Below are 17,182 nucleotides of genomic sequence, written 5' to 3' on the forward strand. Positions count from 1 at the left end.
CACGACCACCGAACACATCAGGGATACCCCTGATCTTCGTCCCCGACATCGGGCCCACCTCGACAAAGCCACGAAAAACATCAGGGCGAACCCTGATGCGACCACCACCGCATCCGTGCCAGGATCGAAGGCGTGCACCCTGTCGACAATCCACCCGTCGACGCCGCCCGGAACACACCGTCTCCGGCAGGCGACGCGACGGCAACCCACACCACGTCAGCCGTGCCCGTCACCCCCGTTCCCCCCATCGCTCCTGCAGGCCTTGCTCCCGCTTTTCCTGTCACTCCAGCAGGCTCCGCTTCTGCTTTTCCTGTCACTCCTGCAGGCTCCGCGCCTGCTTTTCCTGTCGCTTCTGCAGGCTCCGCTCCTGCTTTTCCTGTCGCTCCTGCAGGCTCCGCTCCTGCCCCCTACCAACGCCGCGGCGGCGGACGCATCGTCGGCGGCGTGGCAGGCGGGCTCGCCGACCATCTCGGCGTCGACGTGTTCAAGGTTCGGGTGGCGTTCGCGCTGCTCGCCGCATCCGCCGGTGCCGGAATCGCCGCATACGGATTGATCTGGATGTTCACGCCCGCGGGCGAGGACACCGCGCATCCGAGTGCTGCCGAACGCCAGCGTGCCCTCGGGTTGGCTGCCATCGGTCTCGGCCTCGCCGTCGGGCTCGCCTGGCTGCTCAGCGGTACCGCTGCATCGGTCATCGTGCCGGTCATCGTCGTGGTGATCGGTGCAGCCCTGGTCTGGCGTGAGTTCGACTCCGAGGGACCACGAACTGCTCTCGGCCTGCCCAAGCATCCGAGCGTGTTGAGTTGGGCGAGGGTCGTCGGCGGAGCGACGTTGATCGTGCTCGGCCTCGCCGTGGTGGTGCTCGCCCGCGTCGATCTGGCCGCGCTGCGCTCGTCACTGCTGGCGGTGGTGGTCACTCTCGTCGGCGTCGGCCTGTTGACGGTTCCCATCTGGCTACGCACCTGGCGCGCGCTCGGTGCCGAGCGGTCCGCACGCATCCGCAACGACGAGCGCGAGGAAATCGCCTCGCACCTACACGATTCGGTGCTCCAGACACTGGCCCTGATCCAGAAACAGTCCGATCAGCCGCACGAGGTGATGCGGTTGGCGCGCGGGCAGGAGCGCGAACTCCGCAAATGGCTGTTCGACGGCGGAGACACCGACAACTCCAGCTTGGCCGACGCACTCAAGACCATCTCCGGTGAGGTCGAGGATCAGCACGGCGTGACGGTTCGACCCATCACTGTCGGCGACGTGCACCTACTGCCCGACGACATCGAGTCGGGCCTGTCCCGTGAGAGCTTCACCGCGCTGCTGGGTGCCACGCGAGAGGCTCTCGTCAATGCGGCCAAGCATTCCGGTGAGACCAATATCGATCTGTTCGCCGAAACCGAACCGGAACAGGTCAGCGTTTTCGTCCGCGATCGCGGTACCGGGTTCGACGAATCGGAGGTACCCGAGGATCGACAGGGACTGGCGAAGTCCATTCGGGGACGCATCGAGCGTCGCGGTGGCACGGTGCAGGTACGGTCGACCGTCGGCAAGGGAACCGAAGTGCGAATCTTCATGCCTCGCAACGGAGCCTCCGTCACCACCGAATCTTCCGAATCCACCCAGCAGGAGCAGTCGACGTGACCGAACCTTTCCGCGTTTTCCTCGTCGACGACCACGCGGTGTTCCGTTCCGGTGTGCGAGCCGAACTCGCTCGCGAGGCGGACATCGACGTCGTCGGGGAAGCCGGAGGCGTCTCCGAGGCGGTCTCGGGCATCGAATCGACGAAGCCGGACGTGGTGTTGCTCGACGTGCACATGCCCGACGGCGGCGGCGTCGCGGTGTTGAACCGCATCTCCGAGGGGCCGGTCTGTCTCGCCCTGAGTGTGTCCGACGCCGCCGAGGACGTCATCGCCGTCATCCGTGCCGGGGCGAGGGGGTACGTCACCAAGACGATCTCCGGCTCGGAGCTCGCCGACGGTGTTCGACGCGTCGCCGGGGGAGATGCCGTCTTCAGCCCCCGTCTGGCCGGGTTCGTCCTCGACTCGTTCACCGGTCGCAGCGCTGCCCCGGAGCCCCCGCTGGATCCGGAACTGGATTCGCTGACGCCCCGTGAACTGGAGGTGTTGCGGTTGTTGGCACGCGGGTACACCTATCGTGAGATCGCCGAGGATCTGTTCATCTCCGTCAAGACCGTCGAGACCCATGCCTCGAACGTTCTCCGAAAGACTCAGCAGTCCAACAGGAATGCGCTCACGCGATGGGCGCACAAGCGTCGAATCGACTAGGCACCCGACATCCGGGCACGGGATCACGCTTGACCTTCGACCAACCCGAAGCCTCAGGATTTCACCATGACTGATTCGGCGGAAGAATTCCTGACCATCGGTGCCTTCGCTCGCGCGAGCGGACTCACCCCCAGTGCTCTACGGTTCTACGACGACTGTGCGTTGCTCGTCCCGGCTTTCATCGACGCCAAGTCCGGCTATCGCTACTATTCCCGTGCACAGTTCGAGAGAGCGAACATCATTCGACAGTTGCGCGACATCGGCATGCCACTGGACAAGGTGGCTTCCGCACTCGCCGGCGACGGGGCTGCAGCGGTCGACATCGTGGATCGGCACGTCGACGAGCTCGTCGCACGCGCGCGGGCAGCCGCCGAGGCCGCGATCTCGATCCGCCGATTGTTCGACGAAAGATATTGCACAGCAACACTTTCTGCCGTCGAGTTCGCGTCGGCGGTCGAGCAGGTCGCGTCCGCAGCCGGAACGAGCGAGGAGTTTCCGGTGCTGCGGGGTGTGCTGGTCGAGGTGGACGGTGGCACTGTCACCCTCACCGCGACGGATCGGTATCGACTCACCACCCGAAGCCTCGTGGCACAGAGCTCACCCGGCGCAGCCTGGTCCCGTATCGCATCGGTCGGCTCTCTCGGGACGCTACCCGCGTCGGGAAACTGTGTGCTGACGGCAACCGACGACGCGATGGTGTTCGAGTCCGAAGGCGTCCAGCACACTGTGGATCTGGTCGACGGCGACTTTCCCGACTGGCGCACGATCATCGACGGTCTGGCTCCGACCGCGACGAGGGTTGTGGTGCAACGAGATTTCGTTCCTCTCGGCAGCGGTACGCTGCGGATCGACGCCGGCCAGGACGGCCTGACGGTCGAGGGTGTCGCGGTCCCCGCTCGGGTGACCGGTTCCGAGATGACGGTGTTCTTCGACGCGGCCGTCCTGCAGGCTGCGGTCGCATCGGCCGTCGGACCGGACCTGATGCTCGATATCGCCGCTCCTGACCGTCCGATGCTGGTGCGGTCGGCGGTCGACGGCGCTCTGACGACACTGGTGATGCCCGTTCTCGGCTGATCGACGGTCGGCGGTCGTTCGGAAGTCGGTGCAGAAGTATCGACTTTCGATGACTGGGTACTTGCTCCCACTCTCGATACCGTGAGGGTATGGACGACAAGATGCTCGGGGAGACGCCACCGGCGGTGCTGTGGTTCTCCCGCGGCGATCGGCTCTTCCTGATCGCCGGTGCCGTGATCATCGGGGGACTACTGGGGTTCGGGCTGCCCTATGTGGCTTCCTGGGGAGCGTCGCTCACCTGGATACCGTTTCAGGGTCCGCTGGAGTTGATCGCTTCGTGGTCGCAGTGGTGGGTGCGGTACGTCTGTATCGGGCTGGGAGTACTGCTCGGGCTGGCTCTGGTGGCGGCCGCGTTCTACGACACTGCACGGGTGGCGGTGTCGGAGGTGCAGGTACGTATCACCGAGAGAGGCGAGACCGCCACGATCTCGAAGTCCGAGGTCGGCACAGTCTTCGTGGACGGCAAGGAACTGGTTCTGCTCGACGGTGCCTCGCGTCAGCTGGTGCGGGTGCCGAGCGAGGAGAAGCGTGATGCCATCGAGGCGGCGTTCGAGAAGCGAGGTTGGTCGGTCGCGACCGGCGACCCCTATGCCGATCTCTATCGCCTGTGGGTACCCGAAACTCCCGGTCTGGCACCGGAAGTGAACGCGGTGCTCAAAGCCCGCGCGATGGCCCTGAAGAAGAAGGCCGCGTCCGATGCGCGCGAATTACGTACGGAACTGGACCGACTCGGCGTCGTGGTGCGAGACAAGAAGACGAGCCAGTACTGGCGTCCCCTGGTTCGATCGTGACGGTTCGATGACAACTCTGCTTCGACGGCATCGGGAACGCGCATGGGATGTCGCCGCCATCGCGTTCGCGCTGCTGTTGGTGCTGTCGGTGGCCGCAGGCACCGAGGGGATGACCACCACGCGAACGGTCGTCTCGATCGTCGTCGGCGTTGTCGGTGCCGTGTCGTTGTGGTGGCGTCGCCGGTGGCCGATCGAGATCGCGGTAGCGCTGGCGGTGTGCACGATCCTGACCGACGCTGTCGGTGGTGCCGAGTTGGTGGCCGTCTTCACCGTTGCCACTCGAAAGTCGTGGCGGGTCACCACCGCGGTGGTGGTACTGCATCTCGCGGCGTCGATGATCTGGACGATTCTGTGGGTCGAACAGTCGATTGCGTACACCGCGATGGCCAGTCTCGCCTTTCTGAGTATCCCGGCCGCGTGGGGCATCGTCGTCAAGTCGCGCCGCGAGGTGATCGATTCTCTACGAGAGCGGGCAGAGCGAGCGGAACACGAATCCAATCTGCGCGCCGAGACCGTTCGGGGACTCGAACGCGAGCGGATCGCGCGCGAGATGCACGACGCTCTCGCACATCGGATCTCGTTGGTCAGCCTTCATGCCGGAGCGCTGGAGGTGCGGCCGGACGTCGGTGCGAAAGAAGTCGAGGCGATCGCATCGACCATCAGACTCGGTGCACACGGTGCCCTGGAGGATCTGCGGGAGATATTGGGAGTGCTCCGATCGGGTGTCGCGGCCTCGGCGCGTCCACAGCCGGGGGTGGCGGACATCGGCGAACTGATCGAGGATTCGGAGAAGGCCGGTACTCGGGTGTCGTTCGTCGACGAGTTGCCCTCCGGCGCAACGCTGACGCCCTCTGTTTCCCGCACCGTTCATCGGGTGATCCAGGAAGGTCTGACCAACGCCAGAAAGCATGCGCCCGGCCTGCCGGTGCGCTGCGGGCTTGCGACGGCCGGTGATGAGCTTCGGGTATGGCTCGAAAACGGTCTCGGTACAGAGGGTTTCGCGGCAGTACCCGGTTCGCGGTCGGGAATGATCGGTCTGAGCGAACGTGTCGAATTGGCCGGCGGCCGAATCGAGTACGGAATCGCGCGTCGCGGCGACGGAGTGGTCTACCGTCTGGAAGCGTGGTTGCCGTGCCCGAAGTAGCCGACGGTCCCGATGTACTCACGGTGTTGCTGGTCGACGACGACGCGTTGGTCCGCGCTGGCCTGTCGCTGATCCTGAGCTCGGATCCTGGAATCAGGGTGGTCGGTGAGGCGGCCGACGGTCGCAGTGGCATCGAGGCAGTGCACGCGTTGTCTCCCGACGTGGTTCTGATGGACGTGCGGATGCCGGTCCTCGATGGGCTCGCGGCCACCGAAATGCTTCGCGCGGAGGGGTTCACGGCTGCCATCGTGGTGTTGACCACGTTCGATACCGACGAGTACCTGCTACGGGCACTGCGGGTCGGCGCGAACGGATTCCTGCTCAAGGACACGCCGCCGCGGGACATCGTCGACGCGGTGCATCGCGTCGGAACCGGGGAATCGATGCTGTCGCCGACCGCCGTCGGACGCTTGGTTGCCCACTGGCGCGAGCAGGACGCTCGATCGCACGACTCCGCCACCGCGCGGGCGCGGGCCCTGCTCGAATCCCTGACCGATCGCGAACGCGAGGTGGCGGGTGCTGTCGGGTCGGGGAAGTCCAATGCGGAGATCGGTGCCGAGTTGTACATGAGTGTCGCGACCGTGAAGACCTACGTCTCGCGGATTCTGACGAAATTGGCGTGCAGCAACAGGGTTCAGATCGCGATCGTCGTGCACGAGTCGCGTTGAGGGTTCGTCTACAGCAGGAGTGCGATCACCAGAACGAAAACGACCACGATGGCGAGCACGAGTGCTGCGAGGATCGCGGTCGATGGAATCGACGGTCGGTCGCCGACGACGTCCTCGATGCGCATCAGGACGTCCTCGATCGGGTTCTTCTTCTTTCGCGGTAGATCGAACGGCGGTGGCGAATACGTCGACGGGACCGGATTGGCTTGGCTCTCACCGGGTTGCACGGCCGGCAGGCCCGCGATGGTTCTTCCGAACTCCCTCGACGGACGACGAGATTCGGAGACCGGTGTCGAGCGCCTCGCCCATGCCGGGACCACGCCGTCCGCGGACGTCAGAGGCACCCCGCGCAGCTGAGCTATGCTGCCGCGCTTGCTGATCGCGGCGACGATCATCTCGTCGCGAGCCTGCGCCATGGTGGGGCGTCGGGCAGGATCGGGTTCGAGCATGTGCAGCAACGGGCCCGTGAGATCGCCGCTGCGGGTGGGAGCGATGATCTGCCCCTTGGCAACTCGGTGCAGCAGTGCGATCGAATCGTGATCGATGTCGAACGGCGGTTTGCCTTCGATGGCCGTGTACAGCGTTGCGCCGAGGGAGAACACGTCGCTGGCCGCGGTGGGATCCTGTCCGCGTGCGACCTCGGGTGCGAAATATGCCGGGGTGCCGGTGATCACGCTGTCGTCGGCTGCTTCGACGTCTCCCTTGGCGCGGGAGATGCCGAAGTCGCTGATCTTGACGATGCCCAGATCCTTACCGCGATCGGCGATCAGAATGTTGCCCGGCTTGATGTCTCGGTGCACGATCCCGGCCTCGTGCGCTTCGGTCAGGGCGTCGGCGATCTGCGCGCCGATCTGAGCGACCTCGAACGGTGGTAGCGAGTCGGTGGTGCCGAGTGCCTGCGCGAGACTGCGCGAGGACAGGTATTCCATGACCAACCACGGCTCGCCGTCGACGAGAGCGACGTCGTGCATCGCGATGGCGTGGGGACTGGAGAGTCGGGCTGCGATGCGACCCTCGCGCATGGCCCGGTTACGTACTTCCACGGCCTGCTCCGGGGTCAACCGAGTGGTGGACGTGACCTGCTTGACGGCCACCTGGCGGTGCAGAAGTGTGTCGGTGGCGAGCCATACCGCGCCCATGCCTCCACCGCCGAGTTTGCCGGCCAGGCGGTATCTGCCTGCCAGGAGGTAGTCGGGCCCGACGCCCCGTCGAACACGCTGCTGATCCGTCACGCCCACAGGTTAGTTGACGATGGCTGGACGTGCCCGCAGCCGAGCGACGGAGGCATCTACCAGGGGCTTCGGCATCACCTTGACGAGTTGCCGTCCGAGCGGCTTTACTGAGTGCAGATCGAAATTGTGTTCGAATACGCCACTTCCCGCGTTCGTCGAACACCGAAGTTTCGGCTCGATTTTCTACGCCGCGAAGGGGAGTGACATGACTGTATCGGGAGCTTCCGTCACGCCGGATGTGCTCGACGGGTTGTCGCTGCCGGAGCGTGTGGCGTTGCTGCGTAGCCGGATGGCCGCCGTGCCTTCCCGGGGCGAAACGGCATCGGTGCGTATCGAGAATTCGGACCCCGTCGAGCCGGTGCACCCGGAACCGTCGACACCGCGTCCGACCCGTCAGCGGCCCGTTCTTCCGGTGCCGTCCGCGCTGATCGAGGTGCTGCCGCACGGTGGACTGGTACGTGGAACGGTGGCCTCGGTTTCCGGTGCCGGCTCGCTCCTGATCGGGTTGGTGGCCGCGGTGACCGGTGCCGGCGGGCATGTCGCCGTCATCGGGCAGCCTCGTTTCGGAGTTCTGGCCGCGGTGGAAATGGGTGCACAACTGAGCAAGCTGGCTCTGATTCCCGATCCCGGTCCCGACCCGGTGGAAGTGGCGGCCATTCTGCTCGACGGTGTCGATCTCGTGGTACTCGGTCTCGGCGGTCTGTCGGTCTCGCCCACTCGGGCCAGGGCCGTGGTGGCCAGAGCGCGGAGCAAGGGGTCGACGCTGCTGGTGACCGATGGGCACTGGGACGGGGCAGAGCTACGACTGGACGCATCGGTGCACGGATACGACGGCCTCGGCACGGGCCTGGAGCTGGGCCGCGGCCGACTACGCGGCGTCCGATTGTCGGTGTGCGCTCGCGGCAAGGCGATGCGGCCCCGCACCGTTCGACTCGACCTGCGTTCGGAGAACGGCCGCATCGAGTGGCATGCCGAGGAGCGCGAACAGAATCCGTTGTCGATCGCGGTCTCGACATGAGCATCGATCGTTCCAGCCGTGTTCTTGCACTGTGGTGTCCCGATTGGCCCGCTGTTGCAGCAGCTGCTCAGGCCGATCTCCCTGCGACGCATCCGGTGGTCGTCACCTCGGCCAATCGGGTCGTCGCGTGCTCGGCGACGGCACGGGCGTCGGGTATCAAGCGCGGCCTGCGTCGTCGGGAAGCGCAGGCGCGGTGCCCGGATGTGCACGTCGCTCTCGCCGATACCGATCGTGATGCGCGATTGTTCGAGCCCGTGGTCTCGGCCGTCGCCGCCATCGCGCCGGGAGTCGAAGTGCTGCGACCGGGCTTGCTGGTTCTCTCTGCCCGCGGCGTCGGACGGTATTTCGGTACCGAACATCGGGCCGCGGAACGGTTGATCGACGAAGCGTCGGCTGCCGGTGTGGAATGTCAGATCGGTATCGCCGACGAGCTGTCCACCGCGGTCGTCGCCGCGCGGTATGCGCAGGTGGTGCCGCGCGGCGGGGGTGCAGGCTTTCTCGCACCGTTGCCGGTGGCAGAACTCTCGGCCGAACCGAGCATGTCCGCGGCCGATCGCGGTGAGCTGGTGGATCTGTTGCGACGCTTGGGTCTACGAACGATCGGCGACTTCGCGGCCCTGTCTCCCGGGGATGTCGCGTCGCGCTTCGGTACCGATGCCGTGTTGGCGCATCGCAGTGCCAGGGGCGAGCCCGAACGTCCGCCGTCGGCCAGGGCTCTGCCGCCGGACCTGGATGTGGAGTACCTGTGCGATCCGCCGATCGATCGGGTCGACGCAGCTGCGTTCGCCGGGCGCGGGTTGGCCGAGCAGTTGCACACCAAGCTCGCTGCCGCTGCCGTTGCGTGCACTCGTCTGCTGGTGCACGCCAGTACCGGTAACGGCGAGAATCTGTCGCGGATCTGGCGCTGCGCCGAGCCGTTGACGCCGGAGGGAACAGCCGACCGCGTGCGCTGGCAGCTCGACGGCTGGATCACCGGGCGCAGCGAGAACAAGCCGACGTCCGCGATCACCGTGCTACGGCTCGAACCCATCGAAGTGGTGGCCGCCGGTGAGCTGCAGCTGGGTCTGTGGGGCAGTGTCGGGGACGAGGACGAGAGGGCGCGTCGGGCCTTGGTGCGTGTGCAGGGTCTGCTCGGCGGCGAATCGGTGCTCGGTGGTGTGCTCAGCGGTGGCCGCGGGCCAACCGAGCGGATCACCCTGCGTCCACTCGGCGACGAACTGGTGCCGATGTCCGATCCGTCGGATCCCTGGCCGGGACGGCTCCCGGAGCCTGCTCCGGCGGCAGTGATCGAGACACGTCCGACGGTGACGCTGATGAATCGGTCGGGGACCGGAATCGGCGTCACCGATCGTGGTGTGTTCGATGCACCGCCGTCGCGATTGCGCTGGGGCACCAAGGAATGGGAACTGACGGGTCTGGCCGGGCCGTGGCCGGTGGACGAGCGATGGTGGGACAGTGGCCACGCGGCGACGGGTCCGACGGCGCGAGCCCAGGTGGTGCTCGACGACGAAAGGGCCTTGCTGCTGGTGTTCGACGAGGGTCGGTGGCGGGTGGAAGGAATCTACGAATAGCGGCACCGCTACCGTCGAGAGAATGCAGATGATGTCGGAGACGGTCGACCTCGATGGTGTCGACATCGCGTATCGCTCGTTCACCCCGCTGGGGCACGCCAACTCGGATTCGGTACCGGTGATGCTGGTGCACGGAATGGGCGGTGACAGCACAACCTGGGATCGGTTCACCCGTGCACTCACCGCACAGGGCAGCCGAGTGATCACCGTCGATCTGCGCGGACACGGCAAGAGTGCGCACACGTCCACGTACGAATTCGATTCCTTCGGGGCAGACCTGCTGGCGTTGATCGACCACCTCGGGCTCGACGAAGTCGATCTCGTCGGGCATTCCCTCGGTGGATACGCGGTCTCGCTCGTCGCGCAGCGTCGCCCGCAGCTCGTCCGCCGTCTGGTCCTCGAGGAGCTTCCGATACCGATTCGGCCGGGGGACGCTCCGCCGACGCTGACCGGCAGGATGCCGTCGGTGACCGAACTCTGGCACGCAGCGACCAGCGTCGTTCTGCACCCCCGCGCGGTACTCGCCTTCGATCGCTCGATGACCACCACTGCTCTCGAGCAGTTCCGTCGACCGAATCCGCAGTGGTGGGAGTCGTTGGCCGACATCACGGCTCCGACGCTTGTGCTTCGCGGAGGTCCGGGCGGAATGGTCGATCCGGACCGGCTGGCCGCGATGGTCGCCGAGATTCCGACCTGCCGCGTCGAGGCGTTCCGCACCGGGCACAGCATCCATCGCGACGGATACTCGGCGTTCGAGGCAGCAGTTCTGCCGTTTCTGACGAACTAGGATCCGTGCATGTCTCTGAGCGTGCTCGATCGAAGAATGCTGGGCTGGTCGGCGCTGTTCGTCGTATCCCAGGCCAACATCGCCCGACTGCTCGGCCCCGCAGCTTCGAAAGTGCTTGCCGTACAGACGGCGTGGTCCGCCCAGCGTTACCGGCAGATCCTGGCGAGCATGGACGAGACCGAGATCGCTCGGTTCCGCAGCCACTATCTGCCCGACTTCGTACATCCCGCGATCTACGCCGTCGCGCTGCGTGCAGGCGCGAGGAGCCTGGCGGAGAAGACTCCGCTGAGCCCCGCAGTGACGACGGCACTGGCCGTCGCTCCCGTTGCCTCCGCCGCCGGCGACTACATCGAGAACGTCGTCGGACTGGTGTTGGTCGACAACCGAGAACGGATCGCCGACACCGTCGTCCGCGCCACCACCGTGGTCAGTACCGCCAAATGGATACTGGCAATCGGCTCACTGACGTACCTCGGTCAGGGATTTCTGCGCGTGTGGGGAAGGGCGCTACTGCGCTGAACCTCGCGACAGCCCTACCCCTGTCGTTCGACCAAATCCTCCCCGAGGGGAGTGCGTACGTACAGCACCGATCGTCCCTGTCTGACGCGTCGCACCACCGCGGCTTCGCGCAGAACGCGAAGATGCTGGCTCGCTGCGCTGGGTGAAACGCTCAGTGCGGCAGCGAGTTCCCCGGTAGTGGTGGGCGCGTCGAGCAGAGTGAGAATCGTTGCGCGTTGGGTGCCGAGAAGATTGGTCAGCGCTCGGTTCGGAGCTGTCGGTGCCATGTTCCACACTGCGCCACGCCCGCGGGCCGGATACACCAGAGATGGAGCCCGTGTCGGGCTGATCTGAGTGATCGCTCCGTGCACGAACACAGACGGAATCAGTGGAAGTCCACGTCCGTCGACGTCGACCCACACCTGGTCCTCCAGCCGATCGACCCACAGCACACCGTCGTCCCATCGAACTCGGGAATCGAGGTGCTCGAACATCTTCCGTGCCCCGAAGTGCGAGAGCTGTTGTGCTCGGTAGTCCACATCACCGTCCAGGACCGCGCGGATCCGGGCCCAGCCGGGTTGGAGGCACGTGGCCCAATACTGCGAGAGAGCCTGGACCGTACGGGTGCGCACCGCTCGAGCCGGGCCGGTGAGGATCGAGGGAACGTCGGCGGAGAAAGCGGCGGAGACATCGCGTCGCATCTCCACTGCCGGTGTCGCCCCGACAACTGCGATCTCGTCGTCGAAAGCCGGGGATTCGGTGGGCGGACGGGAGCGAGAAAGTCCGGGATTCTGCCGTCGGGAGAGACCAACGCGGTCAGCATCTCGGTGTCACACTGCTGCCATGCCGTCAGGACACGTCGACGCCACGGCTCGTGCAGACGGTGCCGATTCGGCGAGGTCCAAGCACGCAGGCTCAGGACCGTCTCGAACAGCGGCGAGACGGTCAACGAGGTTTCCGCCAGGTCGGCGGCTCGGAGGTGAAGTGCGAGCATGTAGTCCCACACTAAATGGTAGCGACCGGCAACCACGTTCGGTGTACTTGTCCGTATGCCCATCGACTTCGCAGATCCAGCCAACGGCGACACCTATTCCGGCCGCGAGGCCGACCCTTCCTGGGTTGCCGCGATCACCGAGATCGTCGATCCGGTCGGCGCGCACGTCGTCGATCTCGGGTGCGGCGGGGGTACCTATGCGCGTGCATGGCGCACGCTGGGAGCGCATGTCGCAGCTGTCGATTCGAGTGCACCGATCCTGGAGTCCGCCCGCCGATCGTCGCCCGCGGACATCGTGTTCGAGTGTGCACCCGCTGAGCGCACCGGCCTGCCCGACCGCCTGGCAGATATCGTGTTCGCTCGCGCGCTCGTTCACCATCTGTCCGACGCATCCGCCCTGGCAACAGAGATGTTCCGGCTACTGCGCCCGGGTGGTATCGCGATCGTCCAGGATCGGACGAGCGAGGATGCAACACTGGCAGGATCGCCGACGAATCCGCGCGGATACCTCTTCGACGCGTTTCCCCGATTGGCGGACATCGAGTCTCGGCGACGACACGGCGTCGACGACGTACAGGGCGCACTCGCTCGGGCAGGATTCACCGATGTTGCTACGCAACCACTCTGGGAAACTCGTCGACGCTACGGAAATCGCGAGCAATACCTGACAGAGATCGCCGGCAGAACCGGGCGCTCCATCCTGCACGAACTTTCCGACGTCGAACTCGCCTCACTGGTCGAGTATCTGCGTGGTCGCCTGGCCCCCGGTGAGTTGATCGAACGCGATCGCTGGACTTTCTGGACCGCAGCGGCCCCCCGATAACCACCACCGTGAGTGTCCACTCTGTGCGACCGCACACGGGATCGCGATCGCGAATGGAAATTGTGCACACTGGCGGTACCTGGGACCGGCACGTCACCAGCTCGTACCGGGGACCAGTCTTCCGACTCGTCGGATCACCTTGCCGATGCGTGCGCTCGGAGCCTTCGGATCGTAGGGACGCACCCGGTAGGGCACCTTCCCGTCCTCGATCGTGACCGGCGTTTCACCCTTGGCTGCCGCGGATTCGGGAAATTTTCGGTAGTGCTGGTGCATCGTGCGGTCTTTGCCCTTGGGGGCGAACATGGCACCGAATTGCCCGAGTGTTCCCAGCGGAGTGTCGATTCGCTTCGGCTTGTCGCTCAGTGCGCGAACGACGATCGCGGCAGCCTTCTCCGGTGAGAACACCGGACCGACGTTCTTGTCTCCCGTCGGGGTGATCATCGGTGTGTCCACCAGGGGCATGTGAATGGTGGTGTAGGTGATTCCATCCGAGAGTGTCTCTGCGGCAGCCACATCGGTGAAACCGTCCAGTGCGGCCTTGCTGGCCACGTAGGCCGAGAACCGAGGCGGGTGTCCGAGGACCGCAGCGCTGGAGATGTTGACCACGTGCCCGAACTGACGTTCACGCATGTGTGGCAACAGTGTCAGCACCAAACGGATCGCCCCGAAGTAGTTGACGGCCATGGTGCGCTCGTAGTCGTGCAATCGATCGGTGGATCGATAGAGCGCGCGGCGGATGGATCGTCCGGCGCTGTTCACCAGCATGTCGACGTGATCATGTTCGCTCAGAACGGTTTTCACGGTCTGATCCACCGATTCGCTGTCGGTGACGTCGCACGAGTAACCGTAGGCGGTGCCGCCCGATTCGCGGATGTGCTCGACCACCTCGTCGAGTTGATCCTGACCGCGCGCGAGCAGAATGACCACCGCACCCTTGCGGGCAGCTGCTTCGGCGCTGGCACGGCCGATTCCGGACGAGCCACCGGTGATGACGATGTGACGGCCGAACAGCGGCCCGCGTGGGTCGTTTCTGCGGTTGCGCTTGGGATCGAAGTTCTCCCGCCAGTGAGTCCACACTCGATCGGCGTACGTCCGCAGCGGTGGCGGCGTGATCGAGCTGCCCTGCAACGCTTTCTGTGTCGATGCCGACTCGAACACGGTGGGCAGAGTCAGGTGTTCGAGCATCACCGGAGGTACTCCGAGATCACGAAGGGCGGCGTCGCGTTGCTTGCGCACGGCCCTGGACCTGGGGGAGACCACGGGAGCGACCAGCGCTCCTGGCACGTCGACGATTCGCGCGCGAGATCCCGCTGCCGACGAGAACGCGGCGTAGACCTCTGCCATCGACTGAGGCGTCGGATTGACCAGATGGAACACGCTGCCGGGAGCGGTGTTTCGATGCACGAGCTCGACGATGGCGTCGGCGACGTAGTCGACCGGAACCAGGTTGGTAGCGCCCATCTTCGGCACCGTGATCGGTACGACGGAGGGCAGCTTGGCCAGCTCCGCGAAGAACGGGAAGAAGAAGTACGGTCCGTCGACCTTGTCGATGGCACCGGTCTCCGAGTGTCCGATGATCGCGGCAGGCCGATACACCCGCCAGTCCGCAGCGCTGTCGCGGACCAACTTCTCGGACTCGAACTTGGTGCGGTGATAGGCAGTCGGAAAATTCTGGCCGAGGTCGAAGTCGTTCTCGGAGAACGTTCCTCGATAGTCGCCCGCAACGGCGATCGACGAGATGTGGTGCAGGCGGGCCCCGGTCTTCTCGGCGAGGCCGATCACCGAGGCAGTTCCGGCGACGTTGGTCGGGGCTTGCTCGTCGCCTGCGGTCAGGTCGTATACGGCTCCGAGATGGAGGATGTGGTCGATGTCGGCAGGCACGTCTCGGAGTCCGAGCTCCGGCTCGGTGAGATCGCCGACCAGCGGGTGAATTCGGTCGCCGCCGTCGAGGTGCTGTGCCAGTCGCTCGAGACGGGCCACCGATCCCGGACGCACCAGCACGTGGATCGCGGCGAGCGCATCACGTTCGAGCAATCGGGGCAGGACGTTCTTCCCGAGAAACCCGGTACCGCCGGTTACCATGTAGTTCGCCATGCGAGCCGACCTTACTCCAAGGTAAGTTCCGGTGCTAGTGCCCGATACCTGCTTTTTCGTGCACTTTCTTCATCCAGGCCGGTGCCCACCAGTTCGCCTCGCCCATGAGTTTGACCAGTGACGGAACCAGCAACATCCGGATGATGGTGGCGTCGATGATCAGCGCCAGAATGACTCCGACGCCGAGGAACCTCATGATCGACAGACCCGAGACGGTGAAGGCCCCGGTGACGACGATCAGTATCAGCGCCGCCGCGGTGACGATGCGTCCGGTGCGTTGAGCGCCGAAGATCACCGCTTCCTCGGTGCTCGCTCCAGCCGCGCGAGCCTCCACCATGCGCGACATCAGGAACACCTCGTAGTCGGTCGACAAGCCGAAGATGACCGCGAGAATGAGAACCACGAACGTCGATTCGAGCGGACCGGGGGTGACGCCGAGCAGGCCGGCTCCGTGGCCTTCCTGGAACACCCACGTGAGTGCGCCGAAGGTGGCGGCCAGGCTCAGTCCGGCCATCAGGACCGCCTTGATCGGCAACACGATCGATCCGAATGCGAGGAACAACAACACCAGCGTCGAGACGACCATGATCGTGATCATCACCGGTAGCCACTTCGCGATCGCCGCATTGCCGTCGTCGACGTTGGCTCGTCCGCCGCCGACGAGGATCTCGGTACCGTCCGGAGGAGTGATCGCGCGCAGCGCCGCCACTGCGTCGGATTGGGATTCGGCCTCGCTCAGCCCGCCGGTCGGTTCGCTGTAGGACGCCTGCAGCGTCACGAAATCGTCTTTCGAGCCCAGGAATTCGGCTCGGGCGATACCGGGCGTGGATTCCACGGCTGAGGTGAGCGCCGCAATCGGTGCGCCCTGAGGCTTGACGCCGTCCAGGCCGCGCAGAACAACGGTTGCGCCCTCGCCGGTGGATTCGAAGTCGGAGCCGAGAGTCTCGAACGCCATGCGCGCAGGGTTGTCCTTCGGCAGCGCCGTGTAGTCGACCTCTCCGAGCGATACCTTCAGGATCGGGGTGGCGATGATCAGCAAACCGGCGACGATGACGGCAGCGACGATGCCCGGATGCTTCATGACGCGGGTGACGACGCCGCCCCAGAACTTGTGTGCGCGTGCATCGCCTCGGTCGGACGCTGTGCGCGACCACGTCCAGGAGTTGATGCGGGTACCGAGAATGGCGAGCAGGGCGGGAACCGCGGTCAGTGACAGGACGGCTGCACTCGCCACTGCGGCCATGGCCCCGAACCCGAGAGATCGGATCACTGCCTGCGGGAAGACGAGCATCCCGGCGAATGCGCAGATCAGCAGCAGTCCGGAGAAGACGACGGTCTTGCCTGCGGTGGCGACGGTGCGGATTGTCGCGTCGATCGGCGTCGATCCACCGCGCAGTTCCTCGCGGAACCTGCTGACGATGAACAGTCCGTAGTCGATGGCCAGGCCCAATCCCAGCAACGACGCGACGTTGATCGAGAACGAGCTGACTTCGGTGAACTCGGTGAGCACCCGCAGGATGGCCAGGGAGCTGAGCACGCTCAGAATGCCGACGAAGACCGGAACCGCTGCGGCGATCACGCCGCCGAAGATGAAGATCAGCAGCAGCAGTGTGATGGGAACAGCGATGATCTCGGAGCGGATCAGGTCGCGTTCGAGGGTTTCGCTGAGCGAGACTCCCACCACCGTTGCGCCGGCGAACTGCGATTCGATGCCGGGCACTTCGAGCTGTGGTGGAAGCTCGCCGAAGGTGTTGAACGTGACGCCCGAGTTCGCACCGAGATACACCGTGGCCAACGCCTTGGTTCGGTCCTTGGAGACCAAGAATCCCTTGCTGATCGGGTCTGCGCTCCAGTACGAGGCGACGTTGCCGAGGGTGTATCGACTGCTGAACTCGTCGAGCGTCGCTTGCACCTGTGGTCCGATGTCGTCGATCGACCGGCCCTCGGGGGCGGTGTAGATCGCGACGATGTCGGGGGTCGGTTGGCCTATGCCCTGCACCAGCCGTGCGACCTCGGACGATTCGCTGCCTGCGTCGGCGTAGCCGCCCTCGCTCAGTTTCGAGAAGACGCCGAGTCCGAAGATTCCGCCGACGGCGACGACGGCGACGACAACTGCGAGTGCCCATCGTTTGTGCGATACGACGAACGAGGCCCAACGCGTCACGTCTGTGCTCCGGCTCTGTGAAAGGGATTCGGCGAAAAAGGGTCA

Annotated in this window: 15 protein-coding genes; 11 read left to right on the forward strand and 4 right to left on the reverse strand. The window is 65.3% G+C overall.

What is annotated here, in order from left to right; all coding sequences use genetic code 11:
- Positions 1 to 132 precede the first annotated feature (132 nt).
- The 6 genes from CH273_RS23865 to CH273_RS23890 all read left to right on the forward strand — a co-directional run bounded on the left by CH273_RS23865 (position 133) and on the right by CH273_RS23890 (position 5,956).
- Positions 133 to 1,635 carry a sensor histidine kinase gene (locus tag CH273_RS23865; protein WP_037170933.1) on the forward strand — a complete coding sequence of 501 codons (1,503 nt, stop codon included), beginning with the start codon at positions 133 to 135 and terminating at the stop codon, positions 1,633 to 1,635.
- Positions 1,632 to 2,279, forward strand: a complete 648-nt coding sequence (locus CH273_RS23870; protein ID WP_032397495.1) for a response regulator — start codon at positions 1,632 to 1,634, stop codon at positions 2,277 to 2,279. Before CH273_RS23865 ends, CH273_RS23870 begins: the two co-directional genes overlap by 4 nt.
- Positions 2,280 to 2,345: 66 nt before the next feature.
- Positions 2,346 to 3,353: a DNA polymerase III subunit beta family protein gene (locus tag CH273_RS23875; RefSeq protein WP_032397494.1), complete on the forward strand. Its 1,008-nt coding sequence runs from the start codon at positions 2,346 to 2,348 to the stop codon at positions 3,351 to 3,353.
- A gap of 89 nt (positions 3,354 to 3,442) precedes the next feature.
- A complete protein-coding gene (locus tag CH273_RS23880; protein WP_230596988.1) occupies positions 3,443 to 4,144 on the forward strand; it encodes a YqeB family protein in 702 nt (233 codons plus the stop codon).
- Positions 4,145 to 4,151: 7 nt separating this feature from the next.
- Complete coding sequence (locus CH273_RS28315; protein ID WP_032397493.1) at positions 4,152 to 5,288, forward strand: sensor histidine kinase; 1,137 nt, start codon at positions 4,152 to 4,154, stop codon at positions 5,286 to 5,288.
- A complete protein-coding gene (locus CH273_RS23890) occupies positions 5,267 to 5,956 on the forward strand; it encodes a response regulator (protein ID WP_032397492.1) in 690 nt (229 codons plus the stop codon). Before CH273_RS28315 ends, CH273_RS23890 begins: the two co-directional genes overlap by 22 nt.
- 8 nt (positions 5,957 to 5,964) lie before the next feature.
- On the opposite strand, the gene CH273_RS23895 is transcribed toward CH273_RS23890, so the two are convergent.
- Positions 5,965 to 7,188 (reverse strand): serine/threonine-protein kinase, encoded by a 1,224-nt coding sequence (locus tag CH273_RS23895; protein ID WP_179275542.1) that lies wholly within the window; start codon positions 7,186 to 7,188, stop codon positions 5,965 to 5,967.
- 205 nt (positions 7,189 to 7,393) lie between these two features.
- Here CH273_RS23895 and CH273_RS23900 point away from each other — a divergent pair, with 205 nt between their 5' ends.
- The 4 genes from CH273_RS23900 to CH273_RS23915 are packed head-to-tail and all read left to right on the forward strand — an operon-like array spanning position 7,394 to position 11,083.
- Complete coding sequence (locus tag CH273_RS23900) at positions 7,394 to 8,206, forward strand: hypothetical protein (protein WP_179275543.1); 813 nt, start codon at positions 7,394 to 7,396, stop codon at positions 8,204 to 8,206.
- Positions 8,203 to 9,777 (forward strand): Y-family DNA polymerase, encoded by a 1,575-nt coding sequence (locus tag CH273_RS23905; protein ID WP_032397490.1) that lies wholly within the window; start codon positions 8,203 to 8,205, stop codon positions 9,775 to 9,777. The genes CH273_RS23900 and CH273_RS23905 overlap by 4 nt, the downstream gene beginning before the upstream one ends.
- Positions 9,778 to 9,799: 22 nt before the next feature.
- Positions 9,800 to 10,564, forward strand: coding sequence for an alpha/beta fold hydrolase (locus tag CH273_RS23910; protein ID WP_032397489.1), 765 nt, complete (start codon positions 9,800 to 9,802; stop codon positions 10,562 to 10,564).
- Positions 10,565 to 10,573: 9 nt separating this feature from the next.
- Positions 10,574 to 11,083 carry a hypothetical protein gene (locus tag CH273_RS23915; RefSeq protein ID WP_032397488.1) on the forward strand — a complete coding sequence of 170 codons (510 nt, stop codon included), beginning with the start codon at positions 10,574 to 10,576 and terminating at the stop codon, positions 11,081 to 11,083.
- Positions 11,084 to 11,097: 14 nt separating this feature from the next.
- Here the strand turns inward: CH273_RS23915 and CH273_RS23920 are convergent, their stop codons facing one another.
- Positions 11,098 to 11,763 (reverse strand): ArsR/SmtB family transcription factor, encoded by a 666-nt coding sequence (locus CH273_RS23920; RefSeq protein ID WP_143546262.1) that lies wholly within the window; start codon positions 11,761 to 11,763, stop codon positions 11,098 to 11,100.
- 348 nt (positions 11,764 to 12,111) lie between these two features.
- Between CH273_RS23920 and CH273_RS23925 the strand changes: the two genes are divergently transcribed.
- Positions 12,112 to 12,879: a class I SAM-dependent methyltransferase gene (locus tag CH273_RS23925; RefSeq protein ID WP_032397487.1), complete on the forward strand. Its 768-nt coding sequence runs from the start codon at positions 12,112 to 12,114 to the stop codon at positions 12,877 to 12,879.
- Positions 12,880 to 12,972: 93 nt separating this feature from the next.
- Here the strand turns inward: CH273_RS23925 and CH273_RS23930 are convergent, their stop codons facing one another.
- Together CH273_RS23930 and CH273_RS23935 are read right to left on the reverse strand one after the other, a co-directional pair.
- The gene (locus CH273_RS23930) at positions 12,973 to 14,973 is read right to left on the reverse strand and encodes an SDR family oxidoreductase (RefSeq protein ID WP_032397486.1); all 2,001 of its coding nucleotides are present in this window, start codon (positions 14,971 to 14,973) and stop codon (positions 12,973 to 12,975) included.
- Positions 14,974 to 15,007: 34 nt separating this feature from the next.
- Positions 15,008 to 17,137, reverse strand: coding sequence for an MMPL family transporter (locus CH273_RS23935; protein ID WP_032397485.1), 2,130 nt, complete (start codon positions 17,135 to 17,137; stop codon positions 15,008 to 15,010).
- Positions 17,138 to 17,182 lie beyond the last annotated feature (45 nt).

The sequence above is a fragment of the Rhodococcus sp. 05-339-2 genome (assembly GCF_002258965.1).
Taxonomy (GTDB): Bacteria; Actinomycetota; Actinomycetes; order Mycobacteriales; family Mycobacteriaceae; genus Rhodococcoides.

Coding starts and splice junctions, on each gene's coding strand:
- CH273_RS28315 (WP_032397493.1), top strand. CDS start 4,152: ATGACAACTCTGCTTCGACGGCATCGGGAACGCGCATGGGATGTCGCC.
- CH273_RS23930 (WP_032397486.1), bottom strand. CDS start 14,973: ATGGCGAACTACATGGTAACCGGCGGTACCGGGTTTCTCGGGAAGAAC.
- CH273_RS23920 (WP_143546262.1), bottom strand. CDS start 11,763: ATGCGACGCGATGTCTCCGCCGCTTTCTCCGCCGACGTTCCCTCGATC.
- CH273_RS23915 (WP_032397488.1), top strand. CDS start 10,574: ATGTCTCTGAGCGTGCTCGATCGAAGAATGCTGGGCTGGTCGGCGCTG.
- CH273_RS23880 (WP_230596988.1), top strand. CDS start 3,443: ATGGACGACAAGATGCTCGGGGAGACGCCACCGGCGGTGCTGTGGTTC.
- CH273_RS23910 (WP_032397489.1), top strand. CDS start 9,800: ATGCAGATGATGTCGGAGACGGTCGACCTCGATGGTGTCGACATCGCG.
- CH273_RS23900 (WP_179275543.1), top strand. CDS start 7,394: ATGACTGTATCGGGAGCTTCCGTCACGCCGGATGTGCTCGACGGGTTG.
- CH273_RS23875 (WP_032397494.1), top strand. CDS start 2,346: ATGACTGATTCGGCGGAAGAATTCCTGACCATCGGTGCCTTCGCTCGC.
- CH273_RS23905 (WP_032397490.1), top strand. CDS start 8,203: ATGAGCATCGATCGTTCCAGCCGTGTTCTTGCACTGTGGTGTCCCGAT.
- CH273_RS23925 (WP_032397487.1), top strand. CDS start 12,112: ATGCCCATCGACTTCGCAGATCCAGCCAACGGCGACACCTATTCCGGC.